This is a genomic window from Nocardia coubleae NBRC 108252 (assembly GCF_001612805.1).
GTDB lineage: Bacteria > Actinomycetota > Actinomycetes > Mycobacteriales > Mycobacteriaceae > Nocardia > Nocardia coubleae.
Genome location: NZ_BDBD01000026.1, coordinates 219641 through 243112 on the forward strand (window position 1 = coordinate 219641; position 23472 = coordinate 243112).

Genomic DNA, 23472 nt, shown 5'->3' on the forward strand with positions numbered 1-23472 from the left:
ATGCGGGTTCTGCATGTCGTGACGCTGTTCTCGCCCGACGGCGCGTACGGCGGCCCGGTGCGGGTGGCCTGCAACCAGGCGCGGGTACTGACGGACCGTGGTCATCGAGTGGAGTTGACGGCGGCGGTATCCGGAGCCGATGCGGTGCCCGGCGGTCTGGAGGTGCACGGTTTTCCCGCCGGCACCGCTATCCCGGGAGCCGGGTTCGCGGGGCTCCGGGCCCGCGGGATGATTTCCTGGCTGCGCCGGAACGTGCGTGAGTTCGATGTGGTGCACGTGCATCTGGCGCGTGATCTCGTCACCCTGCCCGCCGCGCGCATCGTGCTCGCGGCGGGCGTGCCGCTGGTCCTGCAGACACACGGCATGATCGACCCGAGCGACAAGCTGCTCGCTCGACCGCTCGACCGCTTCTGGACGGTCCCGACCCTGCGTGCTGCCGCGGCGGTGCTGCACCTGACCGCCCGAGAGGCAGCGGACTTGACGGCGGTGGCCGGGCGGCAGCTTCCGTTGCGGGAACTGCACAACGGTGTCCCGATTCCCTCGGTGGAACGGCCCGATGCCGGACCCGACGACGTACCCGAGGTGCTCTACCTGGCGCGGTTGCAGGCGCGGAAGCGGCCGGAACTGTTCGTGCGCATGGCCGCACGTCTGCGCGACGAAGGCATCCCGGCCCGGTTTCGGATGGTTGGTCCCGACGAGGGCTCGGCCGTCGCGATCGAGAAGCTGATCGACGACCTGGGGGCACCGGTGCGCGGGGAGGGCGCGCTGGCACCGCAGCATACGGCCGGGCGCATGGCGCGGGCCGGCGTGTATGTGCTGCCATCGGTCGACGAGCCGTACCCGATGAGCGTGCTGGAGGCGATGGCGCTCGGCTTGCCGGTTGTCGTCACCGACACCTGCGGGCTCGCGCCGCTGATCGAAGACAACGGATGCGGCATCGTGGTGCGTTCGGACGATCTGGAAGCGCTCACCACGGCGACGCGGAAGTTGCTGCAGCAGCCGCGGCTTCGACGTGAAATGGGCGAGGCTGGTGCTCGTTTGGCCCGCACGCAGCTGTCGATGGCCGGTGTGGCCGAACGGCTCGAGCAGGTCTATCGCGGAGTCTGCGCGGTGCGACCCGATCAGGTGGAAACTCGGTGAGGAAACGGATTCTGGCTGCCGTTGTCGTGTGCACAGCCGCGGTGCTGCAAGCCGGATGCACCCTGACAGCCGCCACCGACAACCCGGCGACGGAGTTCGTGGACGCTCCGGCTCCACAGCTCTCCGGTGAAGTATTGCGTGAGCGCGGCGGCATCGTCACCGCAACCCCGATCCGTGAGTGGAGCGCGGCACTCGACGCCGACGCCGATCGCGGCTGGACTGTCACCTACCGCAGTGTGTCCGGAGTGGATGGCTCCTTACGGGACGTCTCGGGCGTCGTGTTCGTCCCGACCGGTGAAGCCCCCGCGGGTGGCTGGCCGGTACTGAGTTATGGGCACGGCGCAACCGGGCTCGATCCGAGCTGCGGTACCTCCGGACACACGGATCTGCTCGGCTACGACCTGGCCGTTGCCTCGCTGCTGCAACTGGGATTCGTGGTGGCGATGACCGACTTCCAGGGGTGGGGCGCGGGCGGCGGCGCCAACGCGTATCTCGAACCGAAAACCGCCGCTTACAACATGATCGACGCCGTGCGTGCGGCCAGAGCATTGGTACACGAAGCCTCCGCCACCTGGTATGCGGTCGGCGCATCCGAAGGTGGCCACGCGGCCTGGGCGGCGAACGAGTACGCCGCGACATACGGCGACGGGCTGGACTTCCGTGGCTCGGCATCGAGTGCGCCGATGGCCGACCTCAGTGGCATCGTCGCGCTGGCGCAGTCGGGTTGGTTGTCGCACGAACAGCAGATGTGGTTGCCGATGGTGTTGGCGGGCCTGTCCAATCACCGGCCGGAACTGAACGCCGGTGACTATCTCCACGGGCCGCTAGAGCACGGCGAATCGATGTGGTCGGCGTGTACCGGACCGCACGCCGACCAACGTGAGCAGGTGCTCGAGTCGCTCACAGCACGTGACACCGAACCGGTATCGGATGCGGCCGCGGCTCGGTTGAAGCAGGCCTTCGCATCGATCGCACTGCCACAGCGCCGGGCATCCGGGCCCATGTTGGTCATTACCGGTGCGGCTGATCAGAAGGTGAATGTCTCATGGGTACGTCAGGCAGTTCGGACCGCATGCCGCAACGGCGGCACAATCGAATTCATCGTCCGCCCGGACGAGGGGCACGGCACTCTCGTGGCAGGCCCGCAGATCGGGGCGTGGTTGCTGGAACGACTGACCGGGAAACCCGCACGCAATACGTGCTGATCCGCGTAACGCTCGCCCTCGCGGCCGCGTCGACGGTGGTGGCCGTGATCTTCGGTGTGCAGGCCACCGACCGCAGGATCGCCGCGGGCGTCCAGCCCGCTACCGACGGCGGCCAGTCCCGGGGACTCGGCCCGGTGCCGAGCGATCACGGCGCGCCGCTGACGGTCGACTTCGCCGTACTTCCCGACGGCCCGCTGCCCACGGAGATCGGTGGGCGCACGTTTCGTGCGGCCGCCATCACCAAGGGCGCCATGCCGGTCGTCGAAGCCGGCCAGCTGGTACACGAGCGCGCCACGGCCGACAACTCCGCCGGCTACGTGGAATCGATCCTGGACGCGCCCGTCCAGCGGCTCGGTGCCACCGTGCGATTCGTCGAGGGCGGGGGATCGGTCGCCCTGACGATGTGGCAGGACTCGCTGGTCGACTCGTTGGTCGATCGACGGGGCATGCCCAATGCCGGTGTCCAATTCATCATCGACAGCACCCATTGGCAACTCGCGGTGTGGGACGCGGCCGCAGGCCACAGCGTCGTCCTCGCCACCGAGCCCCATTCCGGCGCCTCCGTCGGGACCCCGCTCTCCTTCGAAGTCCGCCGCGACGGTGACACCGCCACCGTCGCCCTGTCCGACGGTGGTCGGCGCATGATCACCGACCCCCGCATCGCAGCCTGGTCGGGCACCTCGGCGTGCTGGCAGCTCTACGAGTTCGAATCTGGTCGAGAACCGGCCGCGCTCACCGCGATCTGGGCGGCGTAACGACCTGACGCGGCGCCCTAGAATGTCGGTGCGAAGGTGTGTGGGATTGGGTGACAAGGGGTTTCGGTGACGAGCTTGGGCGGTCTGGAGTGGCCTACGTGGGTGCTGGCGAAATTGCTGACCGGTTCGAGCACATTGCTGCAGGTGTTGATCGCCGGCTCCGCTTCTTGACCGCTCACCACTGCTCCACCAGTCGTCTGGTCGCGCCTCGGTGCGATCCATATGACCCTGGCCCGGCGATATATCATCCGATATCATCGAGGCATGGAAACTGTGCGTGACCTGCGCCGTGCCGCCGGCTTGACCCAGGCTGAGCTGGCGCAGCGGTCGGGTGTCGCTCAATCCAACATCGCTGCTTATGAGAGCGGGAAGCGGCGCCCTTCGGCGACGATGTTGAGCCGGCTGCGGGAGGCGGCCAAACCCCGCCCGTCCGGAGTCATCGCTCAGCACCGGGATCAGATCATCGCACTGGCTTTGGGGCACAAGGCAAATCGTGTGCGCGTGTTCGGTTCGGTGTCGCGGGGTGAGGATGTTTCGGGTAGTGACATCGATCTGTTGGTGCGGTTCGATGCCGACGCGGATCTGGTCGATATGGCCGAGCTGATGCTCGACTTGGAGGAGCTGACCGGCCTGCATGTCGATCTGGTATCCGAAGGTGGGCTGCCGCCAGGTCCGCACCCGATCCGGGACGAGGCCAAGCCGCTGTGAGCGGCCACCGTGCCGAACGAACAGCCAAGAGCCTTCGAGACTTCCTCACCTTCAGTGAGATGGCGGCCAGAATCGTCAGCGGCGGCAAATCCGCTTACGATTCCGACGAGATCACCAGGCTGGCGGCCGAGGCAGTTCTGCACCGATTAGGCGAGTCGGTGGCGCGGCTGCCGGAAGAATTCATGGCCCAGCATCCGGAGGTCGCCTGGCGCGGGGTCAAGGCTACGAGGAATCTGGTCGCGCACAACTATGACGCTGTCGACCACAACATCCTCTGGAACCTCCTCGCGAACCGCCTGCCGAGGGAAGCCGCAGCGGTCCGCCAGATACTGGCTCAGCTCGAACCTGCCGAGGGCTGAGATCCCAAGATCTCGTGATCATTACCGGAAGGGCCAGCGGTGAGCCGCATGCTGCTTCAACAAGCCCTGACTGATCCTGGGCCCAGACCGCTGCCCACGCGAGTGGAAGATCTCCTGCGAAATCTCGCGGCACCACCTCGTCTGGCCGCTCACCTGCGAGCAGTTCACGAGGTGGCGTGGGAGCTGGCCGACTGGGTCGACAGCCACTACCGAGGCCTGTTGTTCGACCGCGATGCTGTGCTGTTCGGCGCGGCAACACATGACATCGGCAAGATTCTCCATCCCGAGGAACTGTCGGGGCCGGGCTCGGCCCACGAGCAGGCCGGGTACGAACTGCTTGTGGCGCACGGGTTTGCCGAGGAATCGGCGCGCTTCGCGTGGACCCACAGCTCGTGGACCGCGCCCGAGGTGCGGATGGAGGACCTGCTCGTCAGCGCATGACCTCGCGTCGCGCGATCTGGCGGGTTATCCGACGGTGAGGTCGGCCGGGGTCGGGACTACCACTCCGTAGATGTCGCCGATGGTGGCGAGGGCGGCGGCGTGGAGTTGGGGGGCGGTGACTTCGGCGAGGGGGCGGGTGGCGCAGGCGTTGGCTACGACGGTGGGTTTGTTGCCGCGGAGGAAGGCGCCTTCGGTGGTGAAGGTGACGCACATGTGGGTCATGAAGCCGGCGATGACGACGGATTCGTTGCCCGCGGCGTCGACCAGGTCGCCGAGTTCGGTGTCGACGAAGGAGTTGGGGAAGGACTTCACCACGACGGCTTCGTCGGCGGTGGGGGTGAGCTTGGGGTGGATCCGGCCGATGTCGGTGGTGATGTCGTAGGGGCTGCCCTCGCCGCCGTTGTGCATCACGTGGATGACGGTGGTGCCTGCTTGCCGGGCCTGCTCGAGCAGCTCGGCGGCGGCGTCGATGGCCTGCTCCCAGCCGGTCAGTTCCATGACACCGCGGGTGTAGGTGTTCTGGTAGTCGACCAGGATCAGGGTCGAGGTGGCGAGGGCGGCGGGGGTTTCGTCGAGGCCGCTGAGCTGGCGCAGGGTTGTGGAGGTCATGGGCTCCACGCTATGGCCGGGCGGTGATGTCTGCAATGTCATGTAACCTGCAGATTCGGACATCGGCAGGAGGTGGATGGTGGGACGGCTTATTGTGGTGGTGCTGTTCGATGGGGTCGACCTGCTCGACGTGACGGGGCCGCCCGAGGTGTTCTCGCTGCTGCAGCGGGAGATGGACGAGCCGACCGGCTACGAAGTGGTGCTGGCCGCCGAGACGTTGGATCCGGTCACGACCTCGGCGGGGGTCCGGGTGCTGCCCGACGTGACGTTCGACGGGTTGGCCGGGCGGCGGATCGACACGATCGTCGTGCCGGGCGCGGTCGAGACCGATGAACGGCGACAAGTTCGCGCGATCGTGGAACCCGTTGTGGTAGAGGCTGTTTCGACGATGGCGACCGGTGCTCGCCGGGTGGCTTCGGTGTGTGTCGGGGCGCATGTGCTCGCGGCAGCGGGGTTGCTCGACGGCAAGCGCGCCACCACGCACTGGTCGACCGCGCACCAACTCGCCGCCGAGCATCCGGCGGTGCTGGTCGATGCCGATCCGATCTATATCCGCGACGACAATGTGTGGACCGGTGCGGGGCTCACCGCCTGCCTCGATCTCACGCTGGCCCTGGTCGCCGACGACTTCGGTGAGGAACTCGCGCTGCGCGTCGCCCGTCAGCTGGTGATGTTTCTGAAGCGGCCGAGCGGCCAGAGCCAGTTCAGTGTTTCGCTCGAGCCGGTCTCCACCACTCGCCGCATCGACGAGCTGCGGCACTACATCGCGGGCAATATCGCGCGTCCGCTCACGGTGACCGAGCTGGCCGAACAAGCGCATGTGAGCGAGCGCCAGCTCACCCGGATTTTTCGGACCGAGCTGGGGATGACGCCGGCCGCCTACATCGAAGCGGCGCGGGTGGAGGTCGCGCGGCATCGGCTCGAGACGACCGACGAAACGTTGCAGCGCATCGCAGCCGGCTGTGGGTTCAACACCGTCGATACGCTGGCCCGCGCCTTTCGCCGACGGCTCGACACCACCCCTGCGGAGTACCGGAATCGGTTCCGCATCGGGTGATCACTAAGCTGTCGACTTTACGGTGAATTGCTGAGTAACAAGGGGTTTCGGGTGTTCGGTATCGCGGAAGAATGGCCGACGTGGCCGGTTACGACAATGCTATGGGCGATGACGGGTCTGATACGCCTGCTGACCAGCGGTTCGGGCGCCTGAGCAAACCCTCGGCTGCTGTCTTGCCCCCCTTTCAGACGTCTGCCGAGCGGTCTGGCGCGGTGTTAGACATCTTGTGCGGCGGAAATTCGCCGCAAATCTGAAAGATGAGGGGTTCACAATGGCAAAGATTCGTGCATTCGGTGTGGCGATGGTCGCGGCCGCTGGCATGTCGATGATGGGCATGGGGGTCGCGGCCGCCGAGGAACCGTCCACCGGGTCGTCGGAACTGCTGAGCGGGCTCACCTCGGGCACCGCGGAGACCGAGCCGGTCGCGGAGGAGCCGACCGGCTCGCTCGAGGGCCTGGATCTTGCGGCCCTGCTCGCCCTGCTGAGCAGCGGCTCGGGCGAGGCCGAGACCGTGGCGGAGGAGCCCGCCACCGGTTCTGCCGAAGGCCTGGATCTGGCCGCGCTGCTCGCGCTGCTGAGCAGCGGCACCGCCGAGACGCCTGCCGAGTAACAGCCCCTGGACCGGGTGCGAACGCACCGACGGGACCGGCCGTCGGTGCAGATGAGTTCTTCTCACGTTCATCCGAATTATGTGCTGCGTAATTCGGCGCTGATAAGAAGTGACTATTCGTCTAGAAGGAGAAGCATGTTCGACACCCTGGTCCAGATCTTGCCCCTGCTCGCCGCCTTCGCCTCCGGGTCGGCCGGCTGAGCATCGAGGCAGTGCAACGCGGCGCCCGTCGGATTTCGACGGGCGCCGTTTTGTGTGTTTACCGCGACGGGATCATCCGGTACAGCCACCACGGACGGGTGGGGAAAGCCGGGTCGTAGATGCGCAGCAGGTAGCGGCGTTCGACGCCGGTGGTGCGGTCGCGAACCCGCACATGCCGCCGGGCGACATCTTGCGGCCGGATTTCACTGGCCCACACCGCATCCCAATCAGGTGAGACGGCACAGGCGGTCGTGATCGCGGTGACACGCTGGGTGGGAGCCAACGGCGACAGCATGCGGAAGGCGTGCACGAGCACCTGAGCTTCGGTGGTCCAGTCGAGTAGGGCCTTCTTGGCGGCCGGGTTCAGGAACATCCATTCCAGCAGATTCACCCCGGCGCCGGTGCCGGGGAAGATGCGCTGGTACTCGGCGTTCGCGGCGAGCAGGTCCATGGTGGGGAAGCGCTGGTAGCAGGCCGGATGGGTGAGACTGCCGAGGTCGGCGAGGTCCTCGGTCGACGGTGCCGTCGGCGCGGCGCCGGTATCGACCGACGGCAGACCGAGCACGAGAATGTGCTTCCGGTACCACGGCGGCACATCGAGACTGTCGAAAAGCCGTTGCAGCATCGCGGTATTGGGCACCAGCGCCCCGGTCTCGATCTGCGTGACCAGCAGTGGCGCCATCTGCGCACGAGCCGCCAGCTCAGCCCGCGCCAACCCCGCCGCCAACCGCCGCTCGCGCAAATACACACTGAGCGCAGAACTTTCAGCCATCCCAACCCCCGAGCCTCACCCCGACGACGGTAAAACCAAGAGTACGCCGCAAAGATCACCCGGAAACAACGAAACGGTCCGGAGCTCGATGGCTCCGGACCGTCCGGGAGAGACGAACCTAGAGGGTGTTCAGGTCGATTGCGGCGGCCATCGCTCGGTAGCCTGCGGCGTTCGGGTGCTTGTGGTCGCCGGAGTCGAAGGCGGGGTCGAGGCGTTCCGGGTCGGCCGGGTCGGCGACGGCGGTGTTGAAGTCGGCGACGGCGTCGAATTCGCCGCTGGTACGGATCCATTCGTTCAGCGCGCGCAGTTTCGCGGCGGAGGTGGGGGTGTAGTACTCGGCTCCCTTCATCGGCAGGAGGGTTCCGCCGATCACGCGCAGCCCGGCTCGGTGGGCGCGGGCGATCATGTCGCGGTAGCCCGCGATCAGCTGTTCGACGGTGACGACCGGATTGGGCTTGTAGGTCGGCAGATCGACTTCCGAGAAGCCGATATCGTTCAGTCCGCCGAGCATGACGACCGTGCGGGCACCGTCCTGGGTGAGGACGTCGCGATCGAAGCGGCGCAATGCGCTCTCGCCGTACCAGGGTGAATCGCTGATGATGGTGTTGCCGCCGATGCCCGCGTTGAGGACGGGGCGGGGGGTGCCGGCGGCGGCGAGGCGGTCGGCCAGGGCGTCGGGGTAGCGGTTGTTGCCGTCGTTGTCGGAGCCGAAACCGTCGGTGATCGAGTCACCGAACGCGACGATCGCCTCCGCGGCGGCGTCGCCGCTCATCCGCACGCTCGACAGGTAGTACCAGGAGTGTGTTGTCTCGGTGAAGGCGGTCGCGTCGGCGTCGGAGGCGTGGTTGCCCGCCGCGCGGTACGACGTCGCATAGCCCTGGGCGTGGAAGGTAGCGGGCCCGGTGGGTTCGTCCAGATACAAAGTGACCGTGGCGAATTCGAGAGGAGCTAGATGCAGCTCGGCGGGGTCGCTGGTCAGGTCGGTGCCCGGGGCGATGGTGGCGGTGTCGTTGCCGTGGAAGCGAAGGGGGCGCAGCGTGTCCTGATGTACGCGAGCCCCGGAATCCGTGCGGGCGATCGTAGCCGAGGCGATGCGGAGATCGGTGCGGCCGAAGCGGTTGGAGAGGGTGATCCGGGCGGAATCACCGCCGGTGGTGACCCGGACAACCTGCCGGAGTGTGTGCTGGGCAAATCCGTCGAGCGACCAGTTCGGCTCGAAACCGGTGCTCGGCTGCTGCATCGGCACCGACCAGGCGGTGCTCGCGGTGTCGGCGGCGGCGGCCTGGGTGTTGGTGCAGGCCGCGGTGAGGGTGGCGGTGATCGCGATGGCGGCGGTCATCATCTTCTTCCAGACGTGCATGGGTTCGTCGATTCTCGGTAGTCGGTCTAGCCGCGGCGCTCGAGCGCGCGGGCGAACAGGGTGGTGAGCAGGGCGGCGGCGGCCAGAGCCGCGCCGATCCAGGCGGGCGCGGTTAGGCCGAACCCGGCGTCGATGGCGGCGGCGCCGAGCCAGGAGGCGACCGCGATGCCGATATTGAAGGCGGAGATGTTGGCGGCCGAGCCGAGCGCCGATTCGCCGCCCGCGGTGTCGAGTACGCGCATCTGGACAGCGGGCACGATGGCGAAACCGGTCGCGCCGAGCGCGAGGATGCCGACGGCCGCGCCGACCGGATGCCCGGCGACTACCGCGAAGATCATCAGCACCACGGTCAGTGCGGCGAGCGCGCCGATCAGCGTAGGCAGCAGGGCGCGGTCGGCCAGCCTGCCGCCGACGATATTGCCCGCGAACAGGCCGACGCCGAAAACGACGAGCAGCCACGGGACGGCACCGTCGGGCAGGCCGGTCACCTCGGTCAGGATCGGTTCGAAGAAGGTGAACGCCGCGAAAACGGCACCGAATCCGAGCGCGGTGATCGACAGCGCCAGCCACACCTGCGGGCGAGCGAACACAGCCAATTGCTCTGTCAGAGAGATGGATTCGCCGCGTGGCTGATGCGGGACCAGCATGAGGACGGCGAGCAGCGCGGCCACCCCGACGGCGGTCACAGCCCAGAAGGTCGACCGCCAGCCGAATGCCTGGCCGAGCGCCGTGCCCAGCGGCACGCCGGCGACATTGGCCAGGGTGAGCCCGGTGAACATCGTGGCGATGGCGGCGGCCCGGCGGTCGGGTGCCACCAGGCTCGCCGCCACCACCGAACCGATGCCGAAGAACGCGCCGTGGGTGAGCGCGGCGACGATCCGGCCGGTAAGCAGCAGTTCATAGGTCGGGGCCAGGGCCGACAGCAGGTTGCCCGCGATGAAGAGGCCCATGAGTGTCGCGAGCATGGTCTTGCGAGGGACCCGCGAACCCAGCGCGGTCATCAGCGGCGCGCCGACCGCGACGCCTGCGGCATAACCGGAGACCAGCAGGCCTGCGGTCGGGACGGAGATGGACAGGTCGTCGCCGATCACGCCCAGCAGGCCGACGATGACGAATTCGGTGAGGCCGATTCCGAAGGCGCCCAGCGCAAGCGCGCCCAGGGCGAGGGTCGGCCGGTCGGTCCCCGCCCGGGGTGGGGCGGTCAGTGTCGTTGTCATGTGAGTGTGCAACTCCCTTAGTGGGAAAATTGTTCCGTTAAGGCCATTCGTGTCGGTACCCGGACGTACGGTTTCGAATGGAGTGATTTCAGACTGCCGGTCGCGTTCACGTGCATCAACGGCCGTCGCCGACACGGTCGATTAGCGGGAGTTATGGAACGGCAGGAGATCGAGATCTTCCTGGCTCTATGCGAGGAACTGCACTTCGGACGGGCCGCCGAACGTCTGTATCTGACGCAGGCGCGGGTCAGCCAAACGATCAAGAAGCTCGAACGACACTTCGGCGCACAGCTTTTCGAACGCACCAGCCGCCAGGTGCGGCTCACGCCGGTCGGCCGGATGCTGCGCGACGACCTGATTCCGATCCGCACGCAGCTGAACAGGGCCATCGAACGCGCACAGGCGGCGGCACGCAGCGTGGAAGGGACGCTGCGCGTGGGCTACCTCGGCGGTTTGGCGGCGAGCCTGCTGGTCGACACCGTCCTGGAGTTCCGCAACCGCCATCCCGAATGCGAGGTACACGCCCGCGAGGTCCACCTGGGCGATGTCTTCGGCCCGCTACGCCGCGACGAACTCGACCTGGTCATCAGCCACTCCCCGGTCGGCGAAAACGACGTGGTCGCCGGGCCGGTCCTGCTCACCGAGCCCACGGGCCTGGTGGTTCCGCGCGATCACGCCCTCGCCCGCAGAAGTTCGATCGACAGCACCGCCGCGGGTCTCGAGGTGATCGCCATCGGCGGACCCGCAAGCGCGTACTGGCACCGCTACCTCGACGAAACCTGGCACATCAGCCCGGCAGGCCCGAACGGTGCGCAAACCTTCGAAGACGTACTGACCGCCGTCGCTTTCGGCGCCGGGGTCCACCCGGCCGGTGCGCATGCCGAGCGGCATTACCCCCGTCGCGGAACGGTCTACGTGCCGTTCAGCGACGGACAAGGCCACGTGTGGCGCCCAGTATGGCTGCCCGGCGCGGAAACGGCGCGCTTACGAGCCTTCGTGCAGATGCTCCTCGAGACGGTCGAGCAGCGCGGCGCCGAACACTACTTCGCACCGGGCCACACCGAATAGAAAAACGGCCCGGAGCAAAAGCTCCGGGCCGTTCAACAGATCTCGCAAGCACATGGGTAACTCACCGGGCACCGGCTAACTCACCCACGACCTCCGTCTGGCCGCCAACGCATCTCGCCCAGCACCTGAGTCCGGCCAAAATACGCGGGGAGGCGGACTAGAAGGCGGCTTCGTCCAGTTCCATGATGTCGTTGTCCAGCGTGGTGAGGATCTGACGGGTGGCGGTCAGCTCCGGCAGGACGTTGCGGGCGAAGAACTGGGCCGAGGCGACCTTGCCGGTGTAGAACGGCACGTCGGAACCGGTGGCGCCGTTGTCGAGGGCGGCCAGGGCGATCTCGGCCTGGTTCAGCAGCATCCAGCCGATGAACAGGTCGCCGACGGCCATCAGGAAGCGGACCGAACCCAGGCCGACCTTGTACAGCTCGGACGGCTGCTCCTGGGCACCCATCAGGTGGCCGGTCAGGGTGGCGGCCATGGCCTGCACGTCCTCGAGCGCGGTGGCGAGCAGCTTGCGCTCACCCTTGAGGCGCTCGTTGGCGTTGTCGGCGTCCAGGAACTTCTGGATCTGGCCCGCCACGTGGGCCAGGGCCACACCGCGGTCGCGGGCGATCTTGCGGAAGAAGAAGTCCTGCGCCTGGATGGCGGTGGTGCCCTCGTACAGCGAGTCGATCTTCGCGTCGCGGATGTACTGCTCGATCGGGTAGTCCTGCAGGAAGCCCGAGCCTCCGAAGGTCTGCAGCGAATCGGTCAGGTACTGGTAGGCGCGCTCGGAACCGACACCCTTGACGATCGGGAGCAGCAGGTCGTTCACGCGGAACGCGACGTCCTTGTCGGCACCCGAGACGGCCTCGGCGATCTCCGGGTTCTGGTGCGCGGCGGTGTAGAGGTAGATGGCACGCAGGCCCTCGGCGTAGGCCTTCTGCATGGCCAGCGCGCGACGCACGTCCGGGTGGTGGGTGATGGTCACACGCGGCGCGGTCTTGTCGGTCATCTGGGTGAGGTCGGCACCCTGCACGCGGGTCTTGGCGTACTCGAGCGCGTTCAGGTAACCGGTCGACAGGGTCGCGATGGCCTTGGTGCCCACCATCATTCGCGCGTTCTCGATGACGTCGAACATCTGGGCGATGCCGTTGTGCACCTCGCCGACCAGCCAGCCCTTGGCGGGCACGCCGTGGCCACCGAAGGTCAGCTCGCAGGTGGCCGAGGCCTTGATGCCCATCTTGTGCTCGACGTTGGTGACGAACACACCGTTGCGGTCGCCGAAGGTCTCGGTCTCGAAGTCGAAGTGGGTCTTCGGGACGTAGAACAGCGACAGGCCCTTGGTGCCCGGTCCGGCGCCCTCGGGGCGGGCCAGCACCAGGTGCATGATGTTCTCGAACATGTCGTCGGAGTCGGCCGAGGTGATGAAGCGCTTCACACCTTCGATGTGCCAGGAGCCGTCCTCCTGCTTGATCGCCTTGGTGCGGCCGGCGCCGACGTCGGAGCCCGCGTCGGGCTCGGTCAGCACCATGGTGGCGCCCCAGTTGCGGTCGGCGATCTTCTTCGCCCATTCCTTCTGCTCATCGGTGCCGTTGTTGTAGAACACCTGAGCGAAGCCCGCGCCTGCGGCGTACATCTGGATGGGCGGGTTGGCGCCGAGCACCATCTCGGCCAGCGCCCAGCCGATGACCGACGGGGCACCGAGGCCACCGAGCTCCTCGCGCAGCGGAACCTTGACCCACTCGCCGTCCTCGAGCGCCTTGTAGGACTTCTTGAAGGACTCGGGGATGGTGACGGTGTGGGTGTTCGGGTCGAAGACCGGCGGGTTGCGGTCGGCGTCGGCGAACGACTCGGCCAGCGGGCCCTCGGCCAGGCGGCGGACCTCGGAGAGCATTTCCTTGACGGTGTCGGTGTCGAGGTCGCCGAAGGCGCCCGCGTCGAGCACCTTGCCGACGCCGAGAACCTCGAAGAGGTTGAACTCGAGGTCGCGAACGTTTGCCTTGTAGTGGCCCATGTGAGTACTCACTCTCCGTTGAGTTCTGGTGCGGTCGGTTGTGTGCCGTTCCCGCCCGTCAGGTCGTCCACCGGGTAGCTGACCGGTTTTCCGCATGCTACTCGCGGGTAACTTATTGACCATATTACCGATGGGTAAGGCTCTCGGCAAAGGGGTTCGCACGCAATGTGACGTGAAAAACACGCGCGCGTGCCGAGACGTTGCTCGCGGCGACCGCGGGGCTACCGTGAGGTGTGCGCATCGAGACGTCAGCCGGACCGGCCGAGATCGAGCTCGACGAGGTGGCCGACCTGGCATTCCTGCTGGTGATGACCCATGGGGCGGGCGGCGGCGTCGATGCGAAAGACATTCTCACCGTGCGTGATTCGGCCCTCGCCGCCGGTGCCGCGGTAGCCCGTGTGGTGCAGCCGTACCGGGTTGCCGGGCGGCGGGCGCCGGGCAATGCGGTGGCCCAGGACCAGGCATGGGTCGAGATCGTCACGGCGTTGCGCGATCGATTCCCCGGTGTGTCGCTCGTGCAGGGCGGCCGGAGCAATGGTGCGCGGGTGGCGTGCCGGACCGCCGTCGAACTGGGCGCGCGCGGGGTGATCGCCCTGTCTTTCCCGTTGCACCCGCCCGGAAAGCCCGAGAAGTCACGGCGCGACGAGCTGGTGTCGGTGGGTGACGCGCAGGTGGTCGTCATCAACGGTGGCAGCGACCCGTTCGGGATCCCCGACCCGGCCGATGCCGCCGAGGTGCGCGTCATTCCCAAGCAACCCCACTCCTTCCGCACCGGATTCGACGTGATCGCGGCGACAGTGCAACCGTGGTTCGGCCGGTGGAGTTAGGCTTTCGGCACATCGGACCAGGTAGGGGGAGCCAATGAAAGCGCTCATCGTGTGCACGTCCAAGGCGCTCGGCAATACCAGGAAGGTCGCCGACGCCATCGGCACGGTGCTCGACGCGCGGGTGGTGGATCCGGCCGAGATCAGCGCCGCCGAGCTGGGCGACTACGACCTGATCGGTTTCGGGTCGGGGGTGTACTGGATGTCGCTCGACGCCCGGCTGCGCGCCTTCGTCGACGCGCTGCCCGCCGGCCAGAACCGCGACGCGTTCATCTTCGCGACCAGTGGGCTGCCCGAGCTGCGTGTGCGTCCGTACCTGCGCAATCTCGGTGATCAGCTCGAAGACAAAGGATTCGAGCTGGTGGGCGGGTTCTCCTGCCGTGGGCTCGACACCATGGGACCGCTCGCGCTGATGGGCGGGCTCAACAAGGGTCGGCCGAGCGCGGACGATCTGGCCTCGGCCAGGGCTTTCGCCGAGCAGCTACGCGGTCGGTTCGACTGACTCGGCCACGACAAGGGCATCGATGGCATCGGCGCCCTCGGTGGGCCGGAATACCTCGCGGGCGGTGGTGACGGTGACGCCGGTGCCGTCGAGATCGGCGCGGATGTCGTCGGGAGCGAACAGGATCGTCGGATCCTGGGGGCCGCCGTAACCGTCGGTGATGTTGCGGGTGGCGTGCCCCAGGACCAGCAGCATGCCGCCGGGGGCGAGCATCGACGCGAGTTGGTGAAGGAGTTGGCGGCGCTCCTGCGGTGGCAGGTGGACGAAGACCATCAGGATCAGTTCGAACGGACCGCTGACGCCCGCCGCGTCGAGGTCGGTGATGTCGGCGCAGGTCCACTCGACGCGCGAACGTACCGAACGCGACAGGCGCGCGGCGACCGTTCGCCCCTTGTCGATACCCACCTGGGCGAAGTCGACGGCCTGCACCTGCCAGCCGTGCGTGGCCAGCCACAGTGCGTGACGGCCTTCACCGCAGGCCAGGTCGAGGGCGCGCATCGGGGCGGCGGTGCCGTCGGCTTGCAGCGGGAGCCTGCGGTCGAGGCCGTGGACGTATTCGACGACCGTGCTGTTGGGCGGTGCGCCCCAGACCAATTCGCTGCGGGCATAGCGTGCGTCCCACTCCGCCGCGTCCATGCTGTTCCGCCTCCCCGCGAATTTCGGCCAGACTCAGGTGCGTTCTCGGTTGCGACGCGGCTGGCGGGATGTCGCTGTCATGGTAGCCCGTGATCGAACTGTCAGAGGGATGTGCGCATGAGGATGACGTTGTACTGGGTGTGGACGGTGGTGAGGAAATAGAGGTCGCGGCCGGTCTGGTACGGGAAGATCTGCGGGGCGTAGGCGGTGGGCAGTTCGCGGGCATCGATGAGGACTTCGGGCGGGCTCCACGGGCCTTCCGGTGACGGTGCGCGGCGCAGCACCACCGAATTGGCGGGGTCGGTGGTGAGGGAGACGAACTGGCCGAGGTGCTCGTTGTACATCACCGACAGTTCGGCTGCCCCGGCCATGATGGGGGCCGCGGCGTTCGCGTCGCCGCGCTTCCAGCCGCCGCCGTCCCAGTACTCGTAGGCGTCCAGATTCTCGATCTCGCCCTCGGGCACGCGGGCGAGGAAGGCTTCGTTGTCGCGGCCCGGCGGGGTGCCGAATTCGTAGACGAAGCCGCCGTCCTTCAGGAAGGCATTCATCTGGAACTTGTGGTGGCCGTTGTCGTTGGGCCTCCGGGTGTGGGCAAGGTCCGTCCATGTCTCGCCGTTGTCCGACGACACAGCCAATCCCGAATAGTTCGTGGTCCACTCGCCGGGCGCGTCCCAGCTGCGCACCGACATCAACGACATGTACTGCACGCCGCCGACCGACACGCCAGCCGTGGGGATCCGGCTGATCTCCTCGCCGTCCTTCGGGCTGAAGACGAGTTCGCGGGCCTGGCCGATACCGTCGCGCACCACACTGTGGAAATGGATGCCCTCGGCCGGGTTGCGGCTGAAACTGCGGGCCAGGAAGTTCGAACGCCAAGCCCATTTGCTGTCGCGCAACAGGTTCGGGAGACCGACGCCCGCGGTGTCACCGAACGCGGTGAGCATCTCGCCGTGCCCGTTGTCCCACATGATCCCCAGGTCGGTGCCGAGGACGTTGTAGGTGTGGGTGGCGTTCGGGCTCGCCATGCCGGTCACCTGGAACACGGCCTGCGCCCGGCCGTGCAGGACCGGCAGGCCGTAGGTGCCGTTGAGGACCGGGATCGGGTTGATGGCGTTCGGGTCGGCCGCGGCGGGCGCCGTCCCGACGAGCAGTACCGCCGCGGCCCCCGCCAATACGGTCATGGCGAGCGAGCCGGATTCGTTCACGTCAGCCTCCGGGCACACGGGAATAAGCGCACCTGTTTGATTCGGTGCACTTTTTCCGTCGGATTGGTGAACTGAAACTAACAGCCGGACGCGGGCCGAAGTACTGTGAGGCGACCTAGTGTTGGGGCGGCGTCTACTTGTCTCCGTCAGCGAATAATTGCCTTACGGAGCAGCAGCGGAATTTGCGCGGCACGCTCGGCGGCGAAACTGCCGCGTGCGGGCCGGTGCCAGGACCGGTCGAACAGGCGCTTGGCGGCGGCGACCGCGCGGGGATCGCGGGCCGCGATCCGGTCGGCCAGGGACTCGGCGGCGGCCACCGGACTGTCGGCGATATCGGTGACCAGACCGATCCTTCTGGCGTGATCGGCGTCGACGCGTTCGGCGGTCATGGTGAGCAGCAGGGCCTGATCGATGCCGATGAGCTGCGACAACGATGCGGTGCCCGACATGTCGGGAATGAGGCCGTGCGCGGCTTCCATCACCGAGAACTCGGCGTCCGGAGCGGCGATGCGGAAGTCGGCGGCTAGGGCGAGTTGCAGCCCGCCGCCGAAGCAGCGGCCGTGCACCGCGGCGATCACCGGGACGTCGAGGCGACGCCATGCCCAGCAGGCTTCCTGGAAAGTATTGGTGCCCCGCCACGGTCGCGGCAGGAATTCCCGCACAATGGCGATCGGGTCGCGGGTCGCGGCGGCTATATCGAGTCCGCTACTGAAACTCGGGCCGTTACCTGTCACGATGACCGCGCGAATTTCCTTGTGCCCGGACACCGCATCGGCCGCCGTGACTAGGTCACGCAACATTTCCAGCGTCAGTCCATTGTGTTTCGCCGGACGATTCAGCGTGACATAAGCGCGTGCGTTCTCGAACCGCAGATCGATGTGCTCTCCCATGACCCGATCTTACTCGTGAGTCAGTTCGAGGGTGTGGCCCATCCGCCGCCGTTCGGGCATGATCCAACTCGGCCACGCATCGGCCGATGCGTGTCGACCGGGAGGACACACAGAGTGCGGATCTGTCTGATCGCCGCAGCGCTCATCGCGCTGCCGGCACTGTCGGCCTGCGGCAGCGACGAGCCTGCGGTAACCCAGGCGGAACTGTCGAAATCCCTGCAGGACAAGGGTTTGAAGGACGTGTCGCTCGCCGACTGCGCCGCCCAGGTCTTCCTCGACTCGGGCATGTCCCAAGACGGCCTGCGCGTGATGGTCGCCAACGGCCAGGCCGGCGACCAGGCCAAGGAGCTCAACGAGGAAGACGCGGCCAAAGTGGGTGCGGCTCAGGCGAAGATCGCCGCCGAGTGCGTGAAGCTGGGCGGCTGACGCCGGGACGGTCCTGCGTTCGGAGCGTTGTCGGTGGTAGCTGATTCGATGTGCTCATGAGCGAGCCCGATCTGTACACCTTGATCCGCGAACACATCCCGGAGCGATACCAGGATGATTATCGGCTCGCCGTGCGCTACGCGATCCGTCTCCAGCATGCGAAGGACGGCGACGAGATCGTCGGATGGCTCGGTGGCGCACCGGTGTTGCCGGAGGGCTTCGACTGGCCGAGAACCGAGGGGCACTACTACGAGCACGTCGCCACCATCGATCTGGGCAAGCTACCCGCGATAGATCTGAATTTGCCTGATGCCGGTACCATTTCGCTGTTTCATGACGGCGGTGGGATCGTCTGCTGGTTCCCCGCCGGGGTGGCGACCACCGAAGCAGATGTCCCGTCTCGACTGGTCGACCAGCGCAGGGCGTACCCGCGCATACCGTTGACCTGCCGGATCATCCCCACGCTGCCCACTTGCTATGAGATGCCGCTGCCTGCCCTCGACGATTGGGAAGACGAGTTCGACGAGTTGCTGTTCGAGGCGGCGGAGAAATTCGACGCGGCACGGTCGGCCGTTACTGAGCCCTGGCATCAGATCGGCGGCTGGTCGTACCAGATTCAGGGTGAGAACGACCGCGGAGTTCTGCCCGGTAGCGCGGCGGAACAGCGCTTCTACTCGCACCGGGATCTGCCGGAGGGGCAGCTGTTGCTTGCCCAGATCGACCACGACGGTGGCAATGGCATCGGGTTCGGTGACATGGGGATGTTTTACTGCTTCATCGCACCGGCGGACCTGGCGGCAGGGAATCTCGGCGCGGCAGTGGCGTATTCGGAAAGCCACTGACGCGGAATGGTCGGGGACAGAGGGGATATGGCTTCGATCACAGGGGTTGACCTGAATTTAAGTTGAGGTTGGAGGCTGTGGGCAGCGCCAATGCTGGTGCGATCGTCCAGAGGAGGGCCTCAATGAGCAAATGGCATGTCGATTCCGAAGGGTCGCGAGGCGGTGTGGGTGCGGCTCCGCTGCGCGTCGCGGTGGTTGTCGGCAGCACCCGGGAGGGTCGGTTCGGTACGACCGTAGCGGACTGGTTCGTCGGTGAGCTCCGGCGCCACGGCACCCTCGAAGTGGAGATCGTCGATACCCGACAGGTCGCGCTGTCGCACGCCTTCGGTGCGGTCATCGATCACCCGTCGCGGGCAGAGGCCACCGAAAAGCTCTCCCGTGCCGACGCTTTCGTGGTGGTGACGCCCGAGTACAACCACAGCTACCCGGGTGCGCTGAAGAATCTGATCGACGAGCATCACGTCGAATGGCAGGCCAAGCCGGTGGGTTTCGTCTCCTACGGTGGGATCTCCGGTGGTCTGCGCGCGGTGGAACATCTGCGGCCGGTCTTCGCCGAACTGCATGCGGTCACCATCCGTGACACGGTCAGCTTCGCGAATCCGTGGCGCCGATTCGATGACGCGGGTGAGCTGGCCGATCCGTCCGACGCGGTCACCGCCACCAAGACCATGCTGAAGCAATTGACTTGGTGGGGTGAGGCATTGCGTTCCGCCCGTGCCGTGAACCCGTACGGGGCGTGAGGGTCGTGACTACTACCGCGAAGGCTGCCGCGTCGCCCGTCGCCGCCCGCAACCCCATGACGATCGCCCTGGTGCTGGTGCTCGGCACGATCATGGCCACGCTGGACCAGACCATCGTCAATGTCTCGATCAACACGTTGTCCGCGGAATTCGACGCGGGTCTGAACACCATCCAGTGGGTGGCGACCGGTTACTCGCTCGCGCTCGGCGCCGTGGTTCCTGCCTCGGCGTGGCTGGTCGGCCGGTTCGGCGCCAAACGGCTGTACCTGACCGCGGTCGCCGCGTTCGCGATCGGTTCCGTGCTGGCCGGGCTGGCCTGGAACATGGAGTCGCTCATCGCTTTCCGGGTCGTGCAGGGCGCCAGTGGTGGGCTGCTCATGCCGGTCGCGATGACGATCCTGCTGCGCGCGGCCGGGCCGGACGGGCTCGGGCGGTTGATGAGTACCCTTGGCCTGGCCATTCTGGTCGGCCCCTTGCTCGGGCCCGTGATCGGCGGATACCTGATCGACGAGGTGTCGTGGAGGTGGATGTTCTTCATCAACCTGCCGATGGGTGTGCTGGTGCTGGTGCTGGCCGCACGGATCGTGCCCGACGATCTGCCGGAACCGCGGCACGCACTAGACGTACCCGGACTCCTGTTGATGTCGCCAGGTCTGGCCCTGCTGATATACGGGGTGACCGCGGCCGGTGAGCAGGCCGGCTTCGCCACGCCCGCCGTGCTTGTCCCGCTGGTGGCCGGGGCCGTGCTCATCGCCGCCTTCGTGCGCCGGTCCCTGACCATCGAGGATCCGCTGCTGAACCTGCGGGTCCTCGGCAACCGGATCAGCGGCCCCGCCGCGCTGCTGCTTGCCCTGTTCGCCGGCGGCTACTTCGGGTCGATGCTGTTGCTGCCCTTGTATTTCCAAGTCGTCCGTGGCGAATCCGCACTGGTGGCAGGCGCGCTGGGCATCCCGTTCGCGCTGGCCTCCGGCCTCACCATGCAGGTGGCGGGCCGATTGATCGATCGGATTCCACCCGGCCGCTACCTGCCGCTATCGATCACGGTGGCACTCACCGGTTTCGTACTGTTCATCGTCCAGCTGGACGCGGACGCGTCGTACTGGGCACTCGCCGCGAGCATGCTGCTGATGGGCGCCGGTGGCGGCGGCACCATGATGCCGGTCATGACCACCGCCACCCGGTCCCTGAACCGCGCGGATCAGCCGGCGGGCTCGACGGTGCTGAACATGATCAGCACCACCGCCCTGGCGGTCGGCACCGCGGTCTCCTCGGTCACCCTCGGCGCACTGCTCCCGGTAACCGGCGGGCTGCAAGCCCTACACGACATGGCTCCGACCCAGCGCGCCGAACTCGCTCCCGCCCTGGCCGAAGCGTTCCAGCACACCTATTTGATCGCTCCGATCATGATCGCCCTCGCGTTGATCCCGGCCTTGCTGCTACCACGCCGGTGATCATCGCCGGTGTCGAGCATCCCGCCGCGGCCTGCGCGATTCCCGCAGGTCGCGGCAGCAGCGGACGGACCTACTCACCTGAGTGCTCGATCATGAGAATCCCTGCACTTCCAGGTACCAGATTGTTTGTTCGCCGCCAATCCCCTTGGTCACAGCCGACTTCGGACTCACGAGGGAGTCCGGAGTGGCGTAGGTCAGCCTCTTGACAATCGGGCCCCGTTCCCTGTCGTCGTAGGCAAGGACCACTTTGCCGGCATGTACGAACACCTGCGTCGTAGATTCGGAGTGGGTGTGCAACCCGGTCCATTTCGCTCCGTCGGTCCCCAACGCCCGATTGAGTTCGTCGCTGGTGTTGGGGGAGCTGAAGCTGTACATGCGGTCCCACGGACCGATCTGAGCGCCGGATGACGCGACGATATCGCCCAATCGTGCGCTTCGCTTTTCTTCCAAGAGCCGAGCGAAAGCTGCTGTCAATGCGGGACTTCCGTCCTGGACGGCGATTTGTTCACCGCCCGAGGAACTACATCCGGCGACCGGGGTGATGGCTACCAACGCCAGCAACAGGCAACTCATCCGTTTACGAGCACGCACCGATACTCCTTCGAGGTTTCGACCCCAGCCGAGCCCGAGCCGTTCGGGAGACGGCTCGTCGGCTGCGGAGACGTGGTGGTCGAGTCGGGCGGAGGGCATCCGCCTGGAGAACCAATTTGACTACCATGCCAGTCATGTCGTCATCGAGCCTCTGGGCGCGCGTCTTCTCCGGGCTCGGGGCCTCTGTCGCCGCTGTTCTGGTTTTGGTCTACTCGTTCCTGCTGCTGGTCGAAGGTATGCCTGACGAGGAGGTTTCGGCGGGTAGTCACGCTCTGCTCGTCACCAAGCTGGTCGTCGCGGGTCTCGCGGGGGTGGCGTTGCTCGTTGGTGCGGTGAGTGGGTGGAGGTGGGCGGTTCTCGGCGGTTGCTTGTTGTTCGCCGCCGATTTCGCGCTCTGGCTTGTGTGGTATTCGGGAGTTTTCAGGCTGCCGAGCTACGAGCACCCCGAGCCCGGCCCGGTCGCGCAACCACCGGTGTTCTGGCTCGTGCTGGTCACCGTCTGGGGTGTGTTCCCTGGTCTGCTCGCGGCGCTCGCGTGGCGAGGACCGCACAAAAAAGCCTCCCCGGATCTAGGTCTGACCTAGCTCGCGGGGAGGCAGAAGAGCCGATGACGGGAATCGAACCCGCGCTACCTGCTTGGGAAGCAGGAGTTCTACCATTGAACTACATCGGCAGTTGTGCGATCGCGACTCTATCAGAACTGGCGTGCGGGGATGCAAGTCTTCGGGGGCTCGGTCGGGTGGCGGGGGCGTCACCTGCTTAAACTGGGCCGGTGCTGCTCTCCGATCGTGACATTCGCGCCGAGATCGCCGCTGGGCGGCTCGGGGTCGAGCCGATGCTCGAGTCGATGGTTCAGCCGTCGAGTATCGATGTTCGGCTCGACGGGCTGTTCCGGGTGTTCGACAACAGCCGGTACACCCATATCGATCCGGCCCAGCAGCAGGACGAGCTGACCAGCCTGGTCGAGCCGAAGCCGGGGGAGCCGTTCGTGCTGCATCCGGGGGAGTTCGTGCTGGGGTCGACGCTGGAGATGTGCACCTTGCCCGACGACCTGGCGGGGCGGTTGGAGGGCAAGTCGAGTCTGGGCAGGCTCGGATTGCTCACGCATTCGACGGCGGGGTTCATCGACCCCGGGTTCAGTGGGCACATCACGCTCGAGCTGTCGAATGTGGCGAACCTGCCGATCACGCTGTGGCCGGGGATGAAGATCGGGCAGTTGTGCCTGATCCGGTTGACGAGCCCGGCCGAGCATCCGTACGGGAGTGCGGCGGCCGGGTCGAAGTATCAGGGCCAGCGGGGGCCGACGCCGTCGCGGTCGTACCTGAATTTTCCCCTGTCGCCCGATTCGCTCAACGCGGTCGAGACGCGCTGAGGACCGACTTCCAGCGCGATCCGCAGCACGTTCGTGAGCGGCGGGAACACGTCGCCGGGGCACGGCGGGCGCACCCAGTGGCAGCCCTCGCGGCTCCAGCGGCCGAGGCTGGTCGGGAGCATCACGGCGCTGCCGATGCCGGGGACGTCGATATCGAGGCCCGACAGTTCGGCGGCGAGATCGTCGGTGGGTCTGGCATCGGGTGTGGCGAGCACGCTCCAGCGGATCTGACGGGCGAGCACGGGACCTTCCGTCCGTTGCTCGTGTAACCGCGCGAACACCTTCTCGGCGCGTGCGGTCGGCAGATGGACCACACACAGCCGATCGGTGATCGGCAACATCACGAAGCCACCACGCTCGCGCACGGGCAGCCCGAATTCGCGCTGGTAGCAACGCACCCAGTCATCGACAGTCCTGGCTTCCACCCCTTCAGGATCACCCCGCACGACGGTCGGTGACCACTGCCCCGCACCGCCCTTTCGCTGCCTCAGACAACCG

27 protein-coding genes and 1 tRNA gene are annotated in these 23472 nt (G+C 66.8%); 17 read left to right on the forward strand and 11 right to left on the reverse strand.

Features of this window, described 5'->3' with window-relative positions:
- From NCO8_RS27230 to NCO8_RS27255, 6 genes are all read left to right on the forward strand, one after another.
- Window positions 1-1140 (forward strand): glycosyltransferase, encoded by a 1140-nt coding sequence (locus NCO8_RS27230; RefSeq protein ID WP_067643694.1) that lies wholly within the window; start codon window positions 1-3, stop codon window positions 1138-1140.
- The gene (locus NCO8_RS27235; RefSeq protein WP_167353345.1) at window positions 1137-2345 is read left to right on the forward strand and encodes a lipase family protein; all 1209 of its coding nucleotides are present in this window, start codon (window positions 1137-1139) and stop codon (window positions 2343-2345) included. The genes NCO8_RS27230 and NCO8_RS27235 overlap by 4 nt, the downstream gene beginning before the upstream one ends.
- Window positions 2339-3100: a hypothetical protein gene (locus NCO8_RS27240; RefSeq protein WP_067643698.1), complete on the forward strand. Its 762-nt coding sequence runs from the start codon at window positions 2339-2341 to the stop codon at window positions 3098-3100. The genes NCO8_RS27235 and NCO8_RS27240 overlap by 7 nt, the downstream gene beginning before the upstream one ends.
- Window positions 3101-3364: 264 nt before the next feature.
- Complete coding sequence (locus NCO8_RS27245; RefSeq protein ID WP_067643701.1) at window positions 3365-3808, forward strand: XRE family transcriptional regulator; 444 nt, start codon at window positions 3365-3367, stop codon at window positions 3806-3808.
- 59 nt (window positions 3809-3867) lie between these two features.
- The gene (locus NCO8_RS27250; RefSeq protein WP_067643705.1) at window positions 3868-4167 is read left to right on the forward strand and encodes a HepT-like ribonuclease domain-containing protein; all 300 of its coding nucleotides are present in this window, start codon (window positions 3868-3870) and stop codon (window positions 4165-4167) included.
- Between the two features lie 48 nt (window positions 4168-4215).
- Entirely contained in the window at window positions 4216-4608 is a 393-nt protein-coding gene (locus NCO8_RS27255) for an HD domain-containing protein (RefSeq protein ID WP_084457520.1), read from the forward strand.
- A gap of 24 nt (window positions 4609-4632) precedes the next feature.
- On the opposite strand, the gene NCO8_RS27260 is transcribed toward NCO8_RS27255, so the two are convergent.
- Entirely contained in the window at window positions 4633-5217 is a 585-nt protein-coding gene (locus NCO8_RS27260) for a cysteine hydrolase family protein (protein WP_067643711.1), read from the reverse strand.
- Window positions 5218-5296: 79 nt separating this feature from the next.
- On the opposite strand from NCO8_RS27260, the gene NCO8_RS27265 reads away from it, so the two are divergent.
- Together NCO8_RS27265 and NCO8_RS27270 are read left to right on the forward strand one after the other, a co-directional pair.
- Window positions 5297-6274 carry a GlxA family transcriptional regulator gene (locus tag NCO8_RS27265; protein WP_245655520.1) on the forward strand — a complete coding sequence of 326 codons (978 nt, stop codon included), beginning with the start codon at window positions 5297-5299 and terminating at the stop codon, window positions 6272-6274.
- Between the two features lie 271 nt (window positions 6275-6545).
- Window positions 6546-6884 (forward strand): hypothetical protein, encoded by a 339-nt coding sequence (locus tag NCO8_RS27270; RefSeq protein ID WP_157105143.1) that lies wholly within the window; start codon window positions 6546-6548, stop codon window positions 6882-6884.
- A 259-nt stretch (window positions 6885-7143) separates the two neighbouring features.
- Here the strand turns inward: NCO8_RS27270 and NCO8_RS27275 are convergent, their stop codons facing one another.
- From NCO8_RS27275 to NCO8_RS27285, 3 genes are all read right to left on the reverse strand, one after another.
- Window positions 7144-7857, reverse strand: coding sequence for an MmyB family transcriptional regulator (locus NCO8_RS27275; RefSeq protein WP_067643721.1), 714 nt, complete (start codon window positions 7855-7857; stop codon window positions 7144-7146).
- Window positions 7858-7975: 118 nt separating this feature from the next.
- Window positions 7976-9217, reverse strand: a complete 1242-nt coding sequence (locus tag NCO8_RS27280) for an SGNH/GDSL hydrolase family protein (protein ID WP_157105144.1) — start codon at window positions 9215-9217, stop codon at window positions 7976-7978.
- Between the two features lie 26 nt (window positions 9218-9243).
- The gene (locus tag NCO8_RS27285) at window positions 9244-10434 is read right to left on the reverse strand and encodes an MFS transporter (protein ID WP_067643724.1); all 1191 of its coding nucleotides are present in this window, start codon (window positions 10432-10434) and stop codon (window positions 9244-9246) included.
- A gap of 153 nt (window positions 10435-10587) precedes the next feature.
- On the opposite strand from NCO8_RS27285, the gene NCO8_RS27290 reads away from it, so the two are divergent.
- Window positions 10588-11502, forward strand: a complete 915-nt coding sequence (locus tag NCO8_RS27290; RefSeq protein ID WP_067643727.1) for a LysR family transcriptional regulator — start codon at window positions 10588-10590, stop codon at window positions 11500-11502.
- A gap of 157 nt (window positions 11503-11659) precedes the next feature.
- Here NCO8_RS27290 and NCO8_RS27295 read toward each other — a convergent pair whose 3' ends face one another.
- Window positions 11660-13495 (reverse strand): acyl-CoA dehydrogenase, encoded by a 1836-nt coding sequence (locus NCO8_RS27295; RefSeq protein WP_067643730.1) that lies wholly within the window; start codon window positions 13493-13495, stop codon window positions 11660-11662.
- 233 nt (window positions 13496-13728) lie between these two features.
- Here NCO8_RS27295 and NCO8_RS27300 point away from each other — a divergent pair, with 233 nt between their 5' ends.
- On the forward strand, window positions 13729-14322 hold the full coding sequence (locus NCO8_RS27300; protein ID WP_067643732.1) for an alpha/beta hydrolase family protein: 594 nt from the start codon (window positions 13729-13731) through the stop codon (window positions 14320-14322).
- Between the two features lie 34 nt (window positions 14323-14356).
- Window positions 14357-14821 (forward strand): flavodoxin family protein, encoded by a 465-nt coding sequence (locus NCO8_RS27305; protein WP_067643735.1) that lies wholly within the window; start codon window positions 14357-14359, stop codon window positions 14819-14821.
- Here the strand turns inward: NCO8_RS27305 and NCO8_RS27310 are convergent.
- The 3 genes from NCO8_RS27310 to NCO8_RS27320 all read right to left on the reverse strand — a co-directional run bounded on the left by NCO8_RS27310 (window position 14801) and on the right by NCO8_RS27320 (window position 17552).
- Window positions 14801-15457, reverse strand: coding sequence for a class I SAM-dependent methyltransferase (locus NCO8_RS27310; protein ID WP_067643738.1), 657 nt, complete (start codon window positions 15455-15457; stop codon window positions 14801-14803). The two genes, NCO8_RS27305 and NCO8_RS27310, sit on opposite strands and share 21 nt — an antisense overlap.
- 101 nt (window positions 15458-15558) lie before the next feature.
- Window positions 15559-16638 (reverse strand): glycoside hydrolase family 183 protein, encoded by a 1080-nt coding sequence (locus NCO8_RS27315; protein ID WP_067643883.1) that lies wholly within the window; start codon window positions 16636-16638, stop codon window positions 15559-15561.
- Between the two features lie 170 nt (window positions 16639-16808).
- Window positions 16809-17552: a crotonase/enoyl-CoA hydratase family protein gene (locus NCO8_RS27320; protein ID WP_067643741.1), complete on the reverse strand. Its 744-nt coding sequence runs from the start codon at window positions 17550-17552 to the stop codon at window positions 16809-16811.
- 114 nt (window positions 17553-17666) lie between these two features.
- Between NCO8_RS27320 and NCO8_RS27325 the strand changes: the two genes are divergently transcribed.
- From NCO8_RS27325 to NCO8_RS27340, 4 genes are all read left to right on the forward strand, one after another.
- Window positions 17667-17978 (forward strand): hypothetical protein, encoded by a 312-nt coding sequence (locus NCO8_RS27325; RefSeq protein ID WP_067643744.1) that lies wholly within the window; start codon window positions 17667-17669, stop codon window positions 17976-17978.
- Between the two features lie 56 nt (window positions 17979-18034).
- Window positions 18035-18820 carry a DUF1963 domain-containing protein gene (locus NCO8_RS27330; RefSeq protein ID WP_157105145.1) on the forward strand — a complete coding sequence of 262 codons (786 nt, stop codon included), beginning with the start codon at window positions 18035-18037 and terminating at the stop codon, window positions 18818-18820.
- A gap of 122 nt (window positions 18821-18942) precedes the next feature.
- Entirely contained in the window at window positions 18943-19560 is a 618-nt protein-coding gene (locus tag NCO8_RS27335) for an NADPH-dependent FMN reductase (protein ID WP_067643750.1), read from the forward strand.
- Between the two features lie 5 nt (window positions 19561-19565).
- A complete protein-coding gene (locus NCO8_RS27340) occupies window positions 19566-21011 on the forward strand; it encodes a DHA2 family efflux MFS transporter permease subunit (protein WP_245655522.1) in 1446 nt (481 codons plus the stop codon).
- Between the two features lie 90 nt (window positions 21012-21101).
- On the opposite strand, the gene NCO8_RS31690 is transcribed toward NCO8_RS27340, so the two are convergent.
- A complete protein-coding gene (locus NCO8_RS31690) occupies window positions 21102-21602 on the reverse strand; it encodes a hypothetical protein (RefSeq protein ID WP_157105146.1) in 501 nt (166 codons plus the stop codon).
- A gap of 134 nt (window positions 21603-21736) precedes the next feature.
- Here NCO8_RS31690 and NCO8_RS27350 point away from each other — a divergent pair, with 134 nt between their 5' ends.
- Window positions 21737-22186: a hypothetical protein gene (locus NCO8_RS27350; protein WP_067643757.1), complete on the forward strand. Its 450-nt coding sequence runs from the start codon at window positions 21737-21739 to the stop codon at window positions 22184-22186.
- Between the two features lie 18 nt (window positions 22187-22204).
- Here the strand turns inward: NCO8_RS27350 and NCO8_RS27355 are convergent.
- Window positions 22205-22275: transfer RNA gene (locus NCO8_RS27355), tRNA-Gly, on the reverse strand.
- Between the two features lie 99 nt (window positions 22276-22374).
- On the opposite strand from NCO8_RS27355, the gene dcd reads away from it, so the two are divergent.
- A complete protein-coding gene (dcd, locus tag NCO8_RS27360) occupies window positions 22375-22974 on the forward strand; it encodes a dCTP deaminase (protein WP_067497111.1) in 600 nt (199 codons plus the stop codon).
- Here the strand turns inward: dcd and NCO8_RS27365 are convergent.
- A complete protein-coding gene (locus NCO8_RS27365) occupies window positions 22887-23399 on the reverse strand; it encodes a hypothetical protein (protein WP_245655523.1) in 513 nt (170 codons plus the stop codon). The genes dcd and NCO8_RS27365 overlap by 88 nt on opposite strands.
- Window positions 23400-23472 lie beyond the last annotated feature (73 nt).